We start from the raw sequence: 14,460 nt of genomic DNA on the forward strand, positions 1-14,460 counted from the left end.
TACATTTTGTCCTCAGTGCGGGCGAAACTGACTCGGTGCCACGCCGCTCCAGCGTACAAACGCATGACGGAAACTTGCGGTTTCGCTGAAACCCAGGGTCTCGGCAATGCGGTAGATCGGCAACTGATCCTCACACAGCATCTGCTTGGCCCGCTCGAAGCGCAGCTCATCGAGCAGTTCCTGATAGCTGCTGCCCATGTCCTTGAGATGTCGGCGCAAGGTACGCGGTGAGCATTTCATCTGCAGCGCCAGCCCCTCCAGACCCGGTGCCGCATTCAGCTGCGCGCTGAGCAACTGCCGAATCCGCCCGAGCCAGGCCTGGCGTCCGGTGAACTCCAGGTTCTGCTTGCGACAGCGCTCGGCCATGGCTTGATGGGTAATGCTGTCGGCCAATGGCAACGGTTGATCCAGCCATTGGCGCTCGAAGGCGAACGCGTTGTCCCTGGCACCAAAGTGCAGCGGCGCATCGAAATGCTCGGCGTAACTGTCGCGGTAGTCCGGCGCGGCATGTTCGAAGCGTGCTGCGAGCAGTGGCAATGGATGCCCGAGCAAGTCATCGCAAATGACCTTCAGCGAGACCAGGCAGAATTCGGCATTGAACACCGCCATCGCCGGGCTTTCACGGTAGTCGGCGGCGGCGAACCAGATGCGCTCGCCGTCATCCTCAAGGTTCAACTCGAAAAGTGTTCCCAGCAGCGCCGGATAACGGATCGCCAAGCGTAGAGCGTCACCGAAGGTGGCACACGTGAGCAAGGCGTAACCGAGGATGCCGTAGCAGGAAACATGCATGCGCCGGCCCAGTTCCAGGCCAATGTCACGCTTGAGCGCGACCGCGTTGGCGCAGACCTGCATTTCCTGATTGGTGGTGATGCGTGTGTCGGCACGTTGCAAATCCGCCGCGGTGATGCCGCTGCCGGCCAGCAACGCCTCGCTCGACAGGCCTTCGGCCTTGAAGGTGTTGAGGATCAGCGAGACCGCGTTAAGGGTGGTGAGGTGGGAGTGGAGCATGGGATCTTCCAGCCTGGGGATACTGGAAACGGCAGCAAGTTGCATGCCGTACGAAGATCGAAATGTAGGAGTGAGCCTGCTCGCGATAGCGGTATATCAATAAACCTTTATGGCGACTGACATACCGCTATCGCGAGCAGGCTCACTCCTACAGGGTTTTGCGTTGTGTCAGATCAACTCACCACACAGATCCAGCTCGATCAGTTGGCGCACTTCAGCGATCTCAAGCCCGGCGCCCAGCAACCCATGCAACTTGCCGAACGCCGCCTCCCTTGTCATGCCACCGCCGGACAATACGCCAACGCTGCGCAAACGGCTGCCAGCCTCATACACGTCCAGCTCGACGCCACCTTCATGACATTGCGTTACTGCCACGACGACCACACCGTTGTCCCGCGCGCGGCCAAGGCTGGCGAGGAATTCGGGGTTGTCGCTGGGCCCGGTGCCGCTGCCATAACATTCCAGCACCAGGCCTTGAATACCGCTGTCGAGCAAGCCGTCGAGGATCCCGGCACTGATGCCCGGGAACAGTGGCAGAACGGCGACTTTGGCCAGTTGTTTCGGCTGGTTGTAATTCAGCGCGGCGGGAATAGATGTGGCTTTGACGCCGCCACCCTGACGCTCCAGACGCTTGAACGGATGCCGCCCGAAGCTGCGTACTTTCGCGCAACGGGTCGGCGCCAGCAGTTCGCCGTGGAAGTACAAATGCACGCCGGGGGCCAGGCCCTGGCCGAGCGCGACCAGTGCGCCACTGAGGTTTTCCCAGGCATCGCTGTCGGTAACGCCGGCGGGCAGCATCGAACCGGTGAAGCACACGCGAGCATTCAGGCCGAGCAGTTGAAAGCTCATCGCCGCCGCGCTGTACGCCAGCGTGTCGGTGCCATGCAGGATCAATACGCTGTCGCAACCCTGGACGTCGACCGCATCGACCACCGCTTCGCGCAGTTGCTGCCAGTAGGCCGGGGTCATGTTGGCGCTGTCGATCAGCGGCGACATCTCGCGAAAGCGCCACTGCGGCACGACCAGCTCAGGCTGGGTGTGCAGATAGTCACGCATGCGCGCTTCGAAACCGGACGCCGGGGCCAGGCCGTTGGCGCTGGCCTGCATGCCGATGGTGCCACCGGTGTAGAGCACCATGACGTGTTGGGCGGCGGGATAAGAATTGGCAATCATCTGAGGTCTCCACGAGAGATGACATTGTAGGAGTGAGCCTGCTCGCGATGGCGTCGTGTCAGCTAATCCTGGGAAACTGACAAATCGCCATCGCGAGCAGGCTCACGCCTACAAGTTATTGCACCACAATAACTGACGGGCGCAGGGGATGCGCCCGTCATTCACCTGTCAGCGTTGCGCTGCTGGTACGCCTTGCGGCTCGGCTTCGGTGTTGCCCGCAGCCGCCGGCGGGTTGGCTGGCCAGGCGTTGCGATCCAGATCCAGATCGAGGAATTTGCTCGAGTCGAATACCGGCTGTTTGACGCCGGCGCGGCGCTGCTCGTCGTAGTCGCGCATGACGCGCATGCCGACCTTGAACAGCATCGCCAGGGCCACCAGGTTGACGAACGCCAGGCAGGTCATGGTGATGTCGGCAAAAGCGAATACGGTCGTGAGGTCCTGCATCGAGCCCCACACCACCAGTGCCAGCACCAGACCGCGGAAAATCATCAGTGCGGCGCGGTTGCGGGTGAGGAATTGCAGGCTGTTCTCGCCCAGATAGTAGTTGTAGAGGATGCAGGTGAAGACGAACAGCGACAGCGCGACGCTGACGAACATGCGACCCCAGTCACCGACCACGGCAGCCAGCGAGTTCTGGGTCAGGACAATGCCGTCACCTTCGAAACCCGGGGTGTAGAAACCCGACAGCAGGATCAGCAGCGCGGTGCAGGTGCAGATCACGAAGGTGTCGAGGAATACGCTGAACGCCTGGACCACGCCCTGCGCACCCGGGTGCTTCACGGCTGCCACGGCGGCGACGTTTGGCGCACTGCCCAGGCCCGCTTCGTTGGCGAATACGCCACGCTTAACGCCCATGACGATGGCGCTGCCGAGCAGGCCGGCAAAGGCCGGGTCGAGACCGAAGGCACTTTTGAAAATGGTCTCCAGCATGGCTGGCACGTGTTCGATCTGGGTGCCGATCACGTACAGGGTCACGCCGATATAGGCCAGAGTCTTGATCGGTACCAACAGGTCGGACACCGAAGCGATGCGCTTGATGCCGCCGATGAAGGTGATGGCCAGCAGCACGGCCAGGACGATACCGGTGTGTTGTGGGTTGAACTCGAAGGCGTTCTGCAGCGAGTGCGTCACGGTGTAGGACTGCAGGCCAATGAAGGCGAAGCCGTAGGTGACCAGCAGCAGAACGGAGAACACCACCGCCATGCCTTTGAGCTTGAGGCCGTGCTGGATGTAGTAAGCCGGGCCGCCGCGGTACAGGCCGTCACCATCGGCGCGCTTGTAGACCTGAGCGAGAGTGCACTCGAAGAAGCTGCTGGACATGCCGACCAGTGCGGTCACCCACATCCAGAACACCGCACCCGGACCACCGAGGGTCACGGCGATGCCGACACCGGCGATGTTGCCCGCACCGACACGCCCGGCGAGGCTGAGCATCAGGGCCTGGAACGAGCTGAGTTGCCCGGCGCTGCCTTTCAGACTGTCGCGGAACACCGCGAACATGTGGAAGAAGTGGCGCAGTTGAACGAAACGCGAGCGAATCGTGAAGTAGCTACCGAGCCCGACAATGAGCACGATCAGTACTTTCCCTGAGAGGAAGTCGTTGATGACTTCGAGCATGGATTTTTCCTCGCTGTTTTTTGTGAGAGCAAATGCTGGACCGGAGAAACATCGTGTTACACCGCTGTGCGCACGGCACAACGGGTGAGGCGAAGGTTTCGTCCCGGATCCATATCGCGGGTTTTGTTATTAGTTCGGGTTTCGCATGGGTTATGGCCTCGTTACCGACGACCGCTCACGCGAAGAGGGGCGGCACTATACCGATCAGTGGCGCGCCCGTCTGCACGGTTGTGGTGCAAGCGACGAAACGAAGCGTTGAAACACCCGGCGTTACCGGCGCCGGGCTTTTGCAGGAGTGAGCCTGCTCGCGATGCAGGCGCCGCGGTTTTAATGACACACCGCGTCATCGTTCATCGCGAGCAGACTCACTCCTACAGAAGACGTTTGTCCTTTGAACAGTTAAAAAAAAGGGCTCGGGGACCAGGTCCCCAAGCCCTCAAAAGGTGAGAGGTGTCTAGTCCCTCGACCTGGTGAGCGGTGCTACAGATAACGTGTCGGTTCAGGCTTTGAGCGGAACCAGACGCGGGGCAATCATGTTTTCCGGACGCAGGATGTCGGCGAGCATGGCTTCGTCGAGCAGGCCTTCTTCGCGTACCAGTTCCAGCACGCCGCGGCCGCTTTCAAGGGCGAGGCCGGCGATGCGCGTGGCGTTTTTGTAGCCGATGTACGGGTTCAGTGCGGTGACCAGACCGATCGAGTGTTCGACCAGTTCGCGGCAGCGGGCTTCGTTGGCGGTGATGCCGACAATGCAGTGCTCGCGCAGCATGTCCATGGCGCGTTGCAGCAGGCGGATCGAGTCGAAGATCTTGAAGGCGATCAGCGGCTCCATCACGTTCAGCTGCAGTTGGCCGCCTTCGGCTGCCATGGTCAGCGCCAGGTCGTTGCCGATGACCTGGAACGCCACCTGGTTTACCGCTTCCGGGATCACCGGGTTGACCTTGCCAGGCATGATCGAGCTGCCTGGCTGACGTGCCGGCAGGTTGATTTCGTTGATGCCGGTGCGCGGGCCACTGGACAGCAGGCGCAGGTCGTTGCAGATCTTCGACAGCTTGACTGCGGTGCGCTTGAGCATGCCGGAGAACAGCACGAAGGCGCCCATGTCGGAAGTCGCTTCGATCAGGTCGGCGGCTGGAACCAGCGGTTGACCGCTGATCAGCGCCAGACGCTGTACCGCCAGCGCTTGATAACGCGGGTCGGCGTTGATCCCGGTACCGATCGCGGTGCCGCCCAGGTTCACCTCAGTCAGCAGTTCCGGGGCCAGCGTCTTCAGGCGGGCCAGGTCTTCGCCCATGGTGGTGGCGAAGGCACGGAATTCCTGGCCGAGGGTCATCGGCACGGCGTCTTGCAGTTGGGTACGGCCCATTTTCAGGACGTGATCGAACTCTTTGCCCTTGGCTGCGAACGCCTGGATCAAGCTGTCGAGGCTGGCCAGCAGGGTGTCGTGACCGAGCAGCAGACCCAAGCGGATGGCCGTCGGGTAGGCGTCGTTGGTCGACTGCGCCATGTTCACGTCGTCGTTCGGGTGCAGGTACTGATACTCGCCTTTCTGGTGACCCATTGCCTCGAGCGCAATGTTGGCGATCACTTCGTTGGCGTTCATGTTGGTGGATGTACCGGCGCCACCTTGAATCATGTCGACCACGAACTCTTCGTGGAAATCACCGCGGATCAATCGGGCGCAGGCTTCGCTGATGGCAGCGTGCTTGGCTTCGCTCAGGTGACCCAACTCGCGGTTGGCGTCAGCGGCGGCCTGTTTGACCATCGCCAGGCCCACAACCAGTTTCGGGTAATGCGAAATCGGAACGCCGGAGAGACGGAAGTTATTCACCGCTCGCAGGGTCTGGATGCCGTAATACGCTTGCGCCGGTACGTCGAGGGCGCCAAGCAGGTCGGTTTCTGTGCGGAAAGATGCAGCGGAGGACATGATGGAAATCATCTCGATAAGGACCCGGTCTGTGCCGGAACGCTGCGAATGCTAGGCTTGTGGGGATTTTTGGGCCAATGCTGTTCAGCACTGCCCTATGCACATTCGGCATAATGTCGGTGTGACGCCGCTGGTGCGGCAGACGTGTGACCTGTTTTGGTGCGTGTCCGGGAGGACGTGATGAATCTGGAAAGCAAATGGCTCGAGGACTTCAGTGCTCTGGCCGCCACCCGCAGCTTCTCGCAGGCGGCAGAACGGCGTTTCGTGACCCAGCCGGCGTTCAGTCGGCGGATCCGCAGCCTTGAAGCTGCACTGGGCCTGACGCTGGTCAATCGCTCGCGCACGCCGGTCGAGCTGACGGCGGCGGGGCAGCTGTTTCTGGTGACCGCACGCACCGTAGTTGAACAGCTCGGCGAAGTGCTGCGCCATCTGCATCATCTGGAAGGCGGGCAGGGCGAAGTCATTCAAGTCGCTGCGGCGCACTCGCTGGCGCTGGGTTTCTTTCCACGCTGGATCGCGCAGTTGCGCAACGACGGCTTGAACATCGCCACGCGGCTGGTGGCGACTAACGTCGGCGACGCGGTGCACGCCTTGCGCGAGGGCGGTTGCGATCTGATGCTGGCGTTTTACGACCCGGATTCGGCGATGCAGATGGACCCGGAAATCTTCCCGTCGCTGCATCTGGGCCAGACCGAAATGCTCCCGGTGTGCGCGGCGGATGCCGAGGGCAAACCGTTGTTCGATCTGGAGGGCGAGGCAAGCGTGCCATTGCTGGCCTACAGCGCCGGCGCGTTCCTCGGGCGCTCGGTGAACGGTCTGCTGCGCCAGCGCCAGTTGCGCTTCACCACGATCTACGAAACCGCCATGGCCGACAGCCTGAAAAGCATGGCACTGGAAGGCCTCGGCATCGCCTGGGTGCCACAACTGAGCGTACGCGCTGAACTCGCCCGCGGCGAACTGGTGGTCTGCGGCGGTCCGCAATGGCATGTGCCGCTGGAGATTCGCCTGTATCGCTGCGCCCTGGTGCGCAAGGCCAACGTAAGGTTGCTGTGGCGCAAGCTTGAGGGCGGCGCAGCACAGTCCTCCTGACCCTACGCTGACCCATTGTAGGAGTGAGCCTGCTCGCGATAGCGTCTGCACATTCAACGATAATGTGACTGATATACCGCCATCGCGAGCAGGCTCACTCCTACAGGGATTTACGGTGTTGTTTCGCTGACCTTCAAGTCAATAAAACCGGGCCTTTCGCTGATTTGACGGATGGTCGTTTCGGGGGCTGTTTATTGCTTTCTTTGCGGTATACTGCGCGGCCTTCGGCCGGCACGTCCGGCCATTTTTCGTACAATCAAGCCACGCAACCTGCGTGGCTTGTTGTTTTATGACGCGCCTGCGGGCGCTCCTGAGAGAAGAGGCGCGACGATGAGTGCACTGGTTGGCGTGATCATGGGCTCCAAGTCCGATTGGTCCACCCTTAGCCACACCGCCGATATGCTGGAAAAGCTCGGCATCCCGTACGAGGTCAAAGTGGTCTCTGCCCACCGCACCCCGGATCTGCTGTTCCAGTACGCCGAAGAGGCTGAAGGCCGTGGCATCGAGGTGATCATTGCCGGTGCCGGTGGCGCTGCCCACTTGCCAGGCATGTGTGCGGCCAAGACCCACCTGCCGGTGCTGGGCGTGCCGGTGCAGTCGGCCATGCTCTCGGGCGTCGATTCGCTGCTGTCGATCGTGCAGATGCCGGCAGGCATTCCGGTCGCCACCCTGGCCATCGGCAAGGCTGGCGCGATCAACGCCGCGCTGCTCTCGGCGAGCATTCTCGGCGCCAAGCACCCGCAGTTCCACGCGGTACTGAAAACCTTCCGTGCCGAGCAGACAGACAGCGTCCTGGACAATCCAGACCCACGTATTGCCTGAGGTTGTTGAGATGAAGATCGGTGTAATCGGTGGCGGCCAGTTGGGTCGCATGTTGGCCCTGGCGGGTACTCCGCTGGGGATGAACTTCGCTTTTCTCGACCCTGCGCCGGACGCCTGTGCGGCCGCACTGGGCGAACACCTGCGGGCCGATTACGGCGATCAGGACCATCTGCGCCAACTGGCCGATGAAGTCGATCTGGTGACCTTCGAATTCGAAAGCGTCCCGGCCGAAACCGTGGCGTTCCTCTCGCAATTCGTACCGGTCTACCCGAGCGCCGAAGCCCTGCGCATCGCGCGCGACCGCTGGTTCGAAAAGAGCATGTTCAAGCACCTGGGCATTCCGACCCCGGCCTTCGCCGACATCCAGTCGCAAACCGATCTGGATGCGGCGGTTGCTGCAATCGGTCTGCCGGCCGTGCTGAAAACCCGCACCCTGGGTTACGACGGCAAGGGCCAGAAAGTCCTGCGCACGCCGCAAGACGTGGTCGGTACGTTCGCCGAGCTGGGCAGCGTCGCCTGCCTGCTCGAAGGTTTCGTGCCGTTCACTGGTGAAGTATCGTTGATCGCCGTGCGCGCGCGTGACGGTGAGACGAAGTTCTATCCGTTGGTGCACAACACCCACGACAGCGGCATTCTCAAATTGTCGGTGGCCAGCACCAATCATCCGTTGCAGGCACTGGCGGAAGACTATTCCAGCCGTGTGCTCAAGCAGCTCGATTACGTCGGCGTAATGGCGTTCGAATTCTTTGAAGTCGACGGTGGCCTCAAGGCTAACGAAATCGCCCCGCGCGTGCACAACTCCGGGCACTGGACCACCGAAGGCGCCGAGTGCAGCCAGTTCGAAAACCACCTGCGCGCCGTAGCCGGCCTGCCGCTGGGTTCGACCGCCAAGGTTGGCGAGAGCGCCATGCTTAACTTCATCGGCGTGGTTCCGCCAGTGGAGAAGGTCATCGCCGTCGAAGACTGCCATCTGCATCACTACGGCAAAGCCTTCAAGGCCGGACGCAAGGTCGGCCACGCCAACCTGCGTTGCGCCGACATGGCCACGCTGCAGGCGCAGATCGTCAAGGTCCAGGCGCTGATCGCCGAGTAAGACAGTTTCATGTGACAACGGCGGAACCATTCAGGGGCCGCCGTTCTCTCATGGCAGGATGCGAAACTCTGGCTAGGCTTTCGCGTATCTACCAAATCAGAGGGAAATGTCATGGGAATTATCGGAACCATCTTTATCGGCTTGATCGTCGGCCTGCTGGCGCGGTTCCTGAAACCGGGCGATGACAGCATGGGCTGGATCATGACCATCCTGCTCGGTATCGGCGGTTCGCTGGCGGCCACTTACGGCGGCCAGGCTCTGGGTATTTATCAGGCGGGCGAGGGTGCCGGATTCATCGGCGCGCTGGTCGGCGCGATCGTGCTGCTGGTGATCTACGGCCTGATCAAAAAGAACTGATCCAAAGCGATAAAGCCCTCTCTGCCAAACTGGCCGGGAGGGCTAGAATGCTCGGCGATTCAACGTTCCTTCCTTTCCATACCGAGCATATTCATGCGCCGTCTTTTGTTGACTCTCCTCTTGCTGGGCAGCGGTTTGGCCCACGCCGGCGAACTGCCGGAAACCGACTGGCTCGAACTGATGCCCAAGTCGGATCAGAAAGCCCTCGAGGCCATGCCTGAAATCGACCACAACACCCCGGAAGCCACCGGCACCTTCACCGAGAAGGGCGGAATGAAGCAGGCCAAAGGTCTGCCGGCGGTGATGTACTCGACCAAAACCGTTGCATCGATGAACGACAAGCACATCCGCATCGGGGGTTACCCGGTGCCGCTGGAGTCCGATGCCAAGGGCCGCAGCACGCTGTTCTTCCTCGTGCCGTACCCGGGCGCGTGCATTCACGTGCCGCCACCGCCACCGAATCAGCTGGTGCTGGTGCGTTATCCGAAGGGTTTGAAGCTGGACGATATCTACACGCCGTTGTGGGTGACCGGCACGCTGAAAATCGAGAAGGTCAGCAACGACCTGGCTGATGCGGCGTATGCGCTGGAGGCGGACAAGGTGCGGGTGGTGCAGGAAGCTGATCTCTAAAGACCGCCGCAGACAAATGTAGGAGTGAGCCTGCTCGCGATAGCGTTGTGTCAGTCAATCAAGTTGGATCTGACGAACCGCTATCGCGAGCAGGCTCACTCCTACACTGGTTTTGCGCTGAGGATTAGAGCGGTATCGCGGCGACGCTGACGCCCATGGTATGGCTCGCTCCTGGCGCCAGTGTGACGATGTCATCCATCACATTTGCGGTCTCGATGCACAGCATGCGCTGCCAGCCGTCATTATCCATGTCCGGCAATGCAGCGGCGCGGTCGATCCATGGGTTCCAGATCACCGCGGTGCGTGAACCCGTCGAGGTCAGCACGATGCGTCGTTCCCAGGTTGGATCGACAATGCTCAGTTGCGGCGGCGCGTCGAGGTAGATGCGGTCGGTTTCGCCGGCAAACTGCAGAGCGCCTTGCTGGCTGGCAATGTTCCAGTCGTCCAGGGTCTCGATGTAATCCAGCCCGGCCACGCCGTCGACCTGCACGTTACGCACGTCACTGACGGCGAAATACGTGTGCAGCGCCTGGCTGAAGGTCACGCTGTCGGCGCCACGGTTGTGGCTGGTCAGGCTGTACCTCAACTGATCCGTCAGATGCAAAGTCAGGGTCAGGTCGACTTCGTGGGGCCAGCCTGGCAGGCCACCTTCCGGGTACGGCAGCTTGAACTCGACCTTGATGCCGTCAGCCTCCGACTCGATGCCGCCCAGTTCCCAATCCATCGCCCGCACCAGGCCGTGCGCGGGGGCCGGCTGTGCGCCGGTGTACATGGCCTGCACGCTCTGCGGGTTGCGTTCGAACTTGCCGAACCACGGCCAGCACACCGGCACGCCGGCACGGATGCTCTTGGCGGTCTTGAAGTCGGCCTTGTCGTTGAGCCAGATGATCGGCGGCTGGCCGTCGACCTGGTAACTGAGGATGTGCGCGCCTTGCTGGGCCACCAGCACTTCGGCCTTGCCGTGGCGGATGCGCCAGCAGTTCAGTTCATCCTGTTTCACGGCTTCAACGTTGGGCGTGTTCATGGGCAACTCTCGATCAGACACTGGGGACGACTATCGACCGCAAAACGGCCGCGAGGTTTAACGCGCGCGTGGCGGCACTGAGCGAGTGCGTCCGCTGCCGTCGATGGCGACGAAAACGAAGACCGCTTCGGTGACCTTGCGCCATTCGCTGGACAATGGGTCATCGCTCCACACTTCGACCATCATCTGGATCGAGCTGCGGCCGATTTCCAGGGTCTGGGTATAAAAGGACAACTGCGCGCCAACGGCCACCGGCACCAGAAACGCCATACGGTCGATGGCCACCGTGGCGACACGACCACCAGCCACGCGACTGGCCATCGCGGTGCCGGCCAGGTCCATCTGCGCGACCAGCCAGCCGCCGAAAATATCGCCAAAGCCGTTGGTTTCGCGTGGAAGTGCGGTGATTTGCAGGGCCAGGTCGCCCTGCGGGATCGGATCTTCTTGTTCGAGCTCTATCATGCCGGGGGTGCCTCTGACCCGTGACTCTTCGTGGGTATTGCGGGTGGTAGCCGTCTTCGGGAAAAACGATTCAACACCGAACACACTGCGTTCGTCACGTTTTCCATCAGGCGCCTAAAGGGAAACTCTGCGAAAAAGGCTAATCCCGAGCAAAGGGCGGGCCAACAACGTTTTCGCACAGCAACCTCTTACAAAACCTGCGCAGGTGGCGAGTATATCGGTCGGTAGACTCCGCGACGACCGTCCGGTTCTGATTTCGACCGTCAATTACGCGCCTCTATGTGCTTTTTCGAACAATTTGCTATGGTGCCGAACCTGCCCAAGCCACCGCCAGCGTTGTTGTGGCGGCAGATTCGACTATAAGAGAAGACCTTGCCATGACCACAGCGCCTTCGAGCCTCGCGCAGCCCGAGCAACCCGCACGACCGTTGACCCGCAATGACTACAAGACCCTGTCGCTGTCCGCCCTCGGCGGGGCGCTGGAATTCTACGATTTCATTATCTTCGTTTTCTTCGCCACCGTGGTCGGCAAGCTGTTCTTCCCGGCCGACATGCCCGAGTGGCTGCGGCTGATGCAGACGTTCGGCATCTTCGCTGCCGGCTACCTCGCCCGGCCGCTGGGCGGCATCGTCATGGCGCACTTCGGCGACCTGCTGGGTCGCAAGAAGATGTTCACCCTGAGCATTTTCATGATGGCCGTGCCGACCCTGATCATGGGCCTGCTGCCAACGTATGCGCAGATCGGCATCTGGGCACCGATCCTCTTACTATTGATGCGCGTCATTCAGGGCGCGGCGATCGGCGGGGAAGTGCCGGGGGCGTGGGTCTTCGTTTCCGAACACGTCCCGCAAAAACACATCGGCTATGCCTGCGGTACGCTCACCAGCGGTTTGACCGCCGGCATCCTGCTCGGCTCGCTGGTCGCCACGGCGATCAACAGCATTTATACGCCGGCGGAAGTCTCCGATTACGCCTGGCGGATCCCGTTCCTGCTGGGCGGCGTGTTCGGCCTGTTCTCGGTCTATCTGCGCCGCTGGCTGCACGAAACGCCGGTGTTCGCCGAGTTGCAACAGCGCAAGGCACTGGCTGAAGAAGTACCGCTGCGCGCGGTACTGCGTGATCACCGCGGCGCGATCGCGATTTCGATGTTGCTGACCTGGTTGCTCTCGGCCGGTGTGGTCGTGGTGATCCTGATGACCCCGACCGTGCTGCAAACGGTCTATCACTTCTCGCCGACCACAGCGTTGCAGGCCAACAGCCTGGCCATCGTCTTCCTCAGCCTGGGTTGCATCGGCGCTGGCGCACTGGCCGATCGCTTCGGCGCCGGTCGCGTCTTCGTGTTCGGCTGCCTTGGGCTGCTGATCAGCTCGTGGACTTTCTATCACAGCCTCGCCGATCACCCGGACTGGCTGTTCCCGCTGTACGCATTGACCGGTCTGCTGGTCGGCACCATCGGCGCGGTGCCGTATGTGATGGTCAAGGCGTTCCCGCCGGTGGTGCGCTTCAGTGGTTTGTCGTTCTCGTACAACGTTGCGTACGCGATCTTCGGCGGCTTGACGCCGATGGTGGTGAGTCTGCTGCTCAAGGAAAGCGCGATGGGCCCGGCCTACTATGTGGCGGTGCTGTGCGGGATGGGTATTCTGGTGGGTGCGTGGTTGTGGAGGAAGGGGCGCTGATCCGTGCTTCAGATTACGTAAGGCTCTCGCCAGCGCAAGAGCCTTGCTTCGCACTCGCCAGCCGGTAGTCGGGCGCCGTGCTCAAGCATGTGGTCCAAGGCATTTGCTGCGTGCTGTTCGTTGATCACTTTATGCTCAACCATAAGATCCAGTAACCAAAGTGCACCGTGTACCCGCAGCCCATCGCGTTGTGCCTGGCGCCGTAACCTGCCATCTCCAGTCAAGAGCGGGCGTCCCGTTTCCTGCGCCAGCAAGTAGCAGGACACGTCCGCGAGTGAGCTGTTGTTGTGCTCGATTTTCAACCCGAAAAGTTTGATCACACCAGATTCGTCAAATGACTCGACGCTCAATCCTCGCTTGAGCAGTTCTTCATGTGGGAAGTCGGCGAGCTCTTGCATTACGAAGTCGGTACAACAAAGGGTGAAGGGCAGTTGGAACATTTGCTCCAGTAGTCCGGCATTTCTAAAGTCGATCCAGATATTCGTATCGCTGATGTAGATCAGACTCATGCATTCTCCAGTGAACCCAGGAAATTAGGGTCCAATGCGCTTACCGGCTTGCGCAGGAGTTCAGCAGCTCTGGATTTGCTGATCAGTCCTTCGGCCAGCGCCCAGAATGCCAGCGACTCGAATCGTTGTGGCGGCTTGCATGGCAGAGGTTCGGGTTCCGACTTGCGCCAGCCGTTTGCACTGAACTGGATGGTCAGTGACTTATAGCCACTTTCGCTGAGCAGCTTCAGATCCTTCAGGCGTCTGAGCGCCGCATGCATCGATATGCCGTATTGGCGCTTGGCAATCAGCAGTTCTCTTGGGTGAACTCTGGAGCGAGGATGGCTGCCGAAATCGCTGGTGACGCCTTTTGCCGGATAGAGGAAGGCCCCGGCAAATCGATGGCAGCAATTTTCCTTGTCTTTCTCGGACATGTCCTCAGGTAATGCCATGACCCAGTGACCGAGTTCGTGAGCGGCAGTAAACCTGATGCGTTCGCCTGGTCGATTGGCATTCAATGCAATCAACACATGCTCGCCATTGCCGGCGGCAGCACAGGCTCCATCGAAATCCTCAGGACCTTTGAGCATCGCTACCTTGATGCTGTGCTCCTCCAGTTGCTCGGTGAGGCTGGCAATCGGGTCGCTGCCGATTCCCCAGACCTGGCGAAGCTCTTCAGCCGCGTGCTCGGCTTCATCGAGGCAGGACACCGGGATCATTTGTGCAGGGGTCGCCGGGGTATATATGTCGGCAGGATTGAAACATTCCTCGAGCGCTATGTAGCGCTCGAGGTGTTCGCGGATTTTCTCTTCGACTTGTGCCTGGCGGTATTTAGGCATCCTGGCCAGCTTTCGAAATTCCAACGGCGCAAGCGCAATTGCATCCGCGCGGAAGAAATACTCCGGGCTGACCTGCAGCGCCTTGGCCAATTGCAACAGGCGAGTCGAGCCTGGAGTGCTCAACCCTTTTTCATATTTGCTCAAGGCTTGTTTGGTTATATCGCCGAGCTGATTGGCCAAAGCCTCAAGGGTGAGGCCACTTTGCAGGCGCGCGCGGCGAATACGGTCGTTTATCATAGGGGCCCCTCGTGGTTGACA

At 60.8% G+C, this 14,460-nt stretch carries 14 protein-coding genes; 6 read left to right on the plus strand and 8 right to left on the minus strand.

Annotated features, from left to right (window positions below; translation table 11 throughout):
- Nucleotides 1–12: 12 nt before the first annotated feature.
- The 4 genes from J3P93_RS00550 to J3P93_RS00565 form a co-directional block, all read right to left on the minus strand.
- Nucleotides 13–1,008 (minus strand): AraC family transcriptional regulator, encoded by a 996-nt coding sequence (locus J3P93_RS00550; RefSeq protein ID WP_434594218.1) that lies wholly within the window; start codon nucleotides 1,006–1,008, stop codon nucleotides 13–15.
- A 168-nt stretch (nucleotides 1,009–1,176) separates the two neighbouring features.
- Nucleotides 1,177–2,181, minus strand: a complete 1,005-nt coding sequence (locus J3P93_RS00555) for an asparaginase (protein WP_434594221.1) — start codon at nucleotides 2,179–2,181, stop codon at nucleotides 1,177–1,179.
- A 168-nt stretch (nucleotides 2,182–2,349) separates the two neighbouring features.
- Nucleotides 2,350–3,798, minus strand: coding sequence for an alanine/glycine:cation symporter family protein (locus J3P93_RS00560; RefSeq protein WP_434594224.1), 1,449 nt, complete (start codon nucleotides 3,796–3,798; stop codon nucleotides 2,350–2,352).
- Nucleotides 3,799–4,297: 499 nt separating this feature from the next.
- A complete protein-coding gene (locus J3P93_RS00565) occupies nucleotides 4,298–5,722 on the minus strand; it encodes an aspartate ammonia-lyase (RefSeq protein WP_093096767.1) in 1,425 nt (474 codons plus the stop codon).
- A 180-nt stretch (nucleotides 5,723–5,902) separates the two neighbouring features.
- Here J3P93_RS00565 and J3P93_RS00570 point away from each other — a divergent pair, with 180 nt between their 5' ends.
- The 5 genes from J3P93_RS00570 to J3P93_RS00590 all read left to right on the plus strand — a co-directional run bounded on the left by J3P93_RS00570 (nucleotide 5,903) and on the right by J3P93_RS00590 (nucleotide 9,713).
- On the plus strand, nucleotides 5,903–6,811 hold the full coding sequence (locus J3P93_RS00570; RefSeq protein WP_090287657.1) for a LysR substrate-binding domain-containing protein: 909 nt from the start codon (nucleotides 5,903–5,905) through the stop codon (nucleotides 6,809–6,811).
- Nucleotides 6,812–7,141: 330 nt separating this feature from the next.
- A complete protein-coding gene (gene purE / locus J3P93_RS00575) occupies nucleotides 7,142–7,633 on the plus strand; it encodes a 5-(carboxyamino)imidazole ribonucleotide mutase (RefSeq protein WP_007954291.1) in 492 nt (163 codons plus the stop codon).
- Nucleotides 7,634–7,643: 10 nt separating this feature from the next.
- Entirely contained in the window at nucleotides 7,644–8,726 is a 1,083-nt protein-coding gene (locus tag J3P93_RS00580; RefSeq protein WP_434594229.1) for a 5-(carboxyamino)imidazole ribonucleotide synthase, read from the plus strand.
- A 111-nt stretch (nucleotides 8,727–8,837) separates the two neighbouring features.
- Nucleotides 8,838–9,083: a GlsB/YeaQ/YmgE family stress response membrane protein gene (locus J3P93_RS00585; protein WP_208939209.1), complete on the plus strand. Its 246-nt coding sequence runs from the start codon at nucleotides 8,838–8,840 to the stop codon at nucleotides 9,081–9,083.
- A 93-nt stretch (nucleotides 9,084–9,176) separates the two neighbouring features.
- Nucleotides 9,177–9,713, plus strand: a complete 537-nt coding sequence (locus J3P93_RS00590) for a DUF3299 domain-containing protein (protein ID WP_090288674.1) — start codon at nucleotides 9,177–9,179, stop codon at nucleotides 9,711–9,713.
- A gap of 124 nt (nucleotides 9,714–9,837) precedes the next feature.
- Here J3P93_RS00590 and J3P93_RS00595 read toward each other — a convergent pair whose 3' ends face one another.
- Together J3P93_RS00595 and J3P93_RS00600 are read right to left on the minus strand one after the other, a co-directional pair.
- Nucleotides 9,838–10,737 carry a D-hexose-6-phosphate mutarotase gene (locus tag J3P93_RS00595; RefSeq protein ID WP_434594232.1) on the minus strand — a complete coding sequence of 300 codons (900 nt, stop codon included), beginning with the start codon at nucleotides 10,735–10,737 and terminating at the stop codon, nucleotides 9,838–9,840.
- 57 nt (nucleotides 10,738–10,794) lie between these two features.
- Nucleotides 10,795–11,199: an acyl-CoA thioesterase gene (locus J3P93_RS00600; protein ID WP_003229628.1), complete on the minus strand. Its 405-nt coding sequence runs from the start codon at nucleotides 11,197–11,199 to the stop codon at nucleotides 10,795–10,797.
- A gap of 377 nt (nucleotides 11,200–11,576) precedes the next feature.
- Here J3P93_RS00600 and J3P93_RS00605 point away from each other — a divergent pair, with 377 nt between their 5' ends.
- The gene (locus tag J3P93_RS00605) at nucleotides 11,577–12,875 is read left to right on the plus strand and encodes an MFS transporter (protein ID WP_090287649.1); all 1,299 of its coding nucleotides are present in this window, start codon (nucleotides 11,577–11,579) and stop codon (nucleotides 12,873–12,875) included.
- A gap of 8 nt (nucleotides 12,876–12,883) precedes the next feature.
- Here the strand turns inward: J3P93_RS00605 and J3P93_RS00610 are convergent, their stop codons facing one another.
- Nucleotides 12,884–13,384, minus strand: coding sequence for a type II toxin-antitoxin system VapC family toxin (locus J3P93_RS00610; RefSeq protein ID WP_434594236.1), 501 nt, complete (start codon nucleotides 13,382–13,384; stop codon nucleotides 12,884–12,886).
- Entirely contained in the window at nucleotides 13,381–14,439 is a 1,059-nt protein-coding gene (locus J3P93_RS00615; protein WP_434594238.1) for a helix-turn-helix domain-containing protein, read from the minus strand. Before J3P93_RS00615 ends, J3P93_RS00610 begins: the two co-directional genes overlap by 4 nt.
- Nucleotides 14,440–14,460 lie beyond the last annotated feature (21 nt).

The sequence above is a fragment of the Pseudomonas sp. R3-57 genome (assembly GCF_051132065.1).
Taxonomy (GTDB): Bacteria; Pseudomonadota; Gammaproteobacteria; order Pseudomonadales; family Pseudomonadaceae; genus Aquipseudomonas.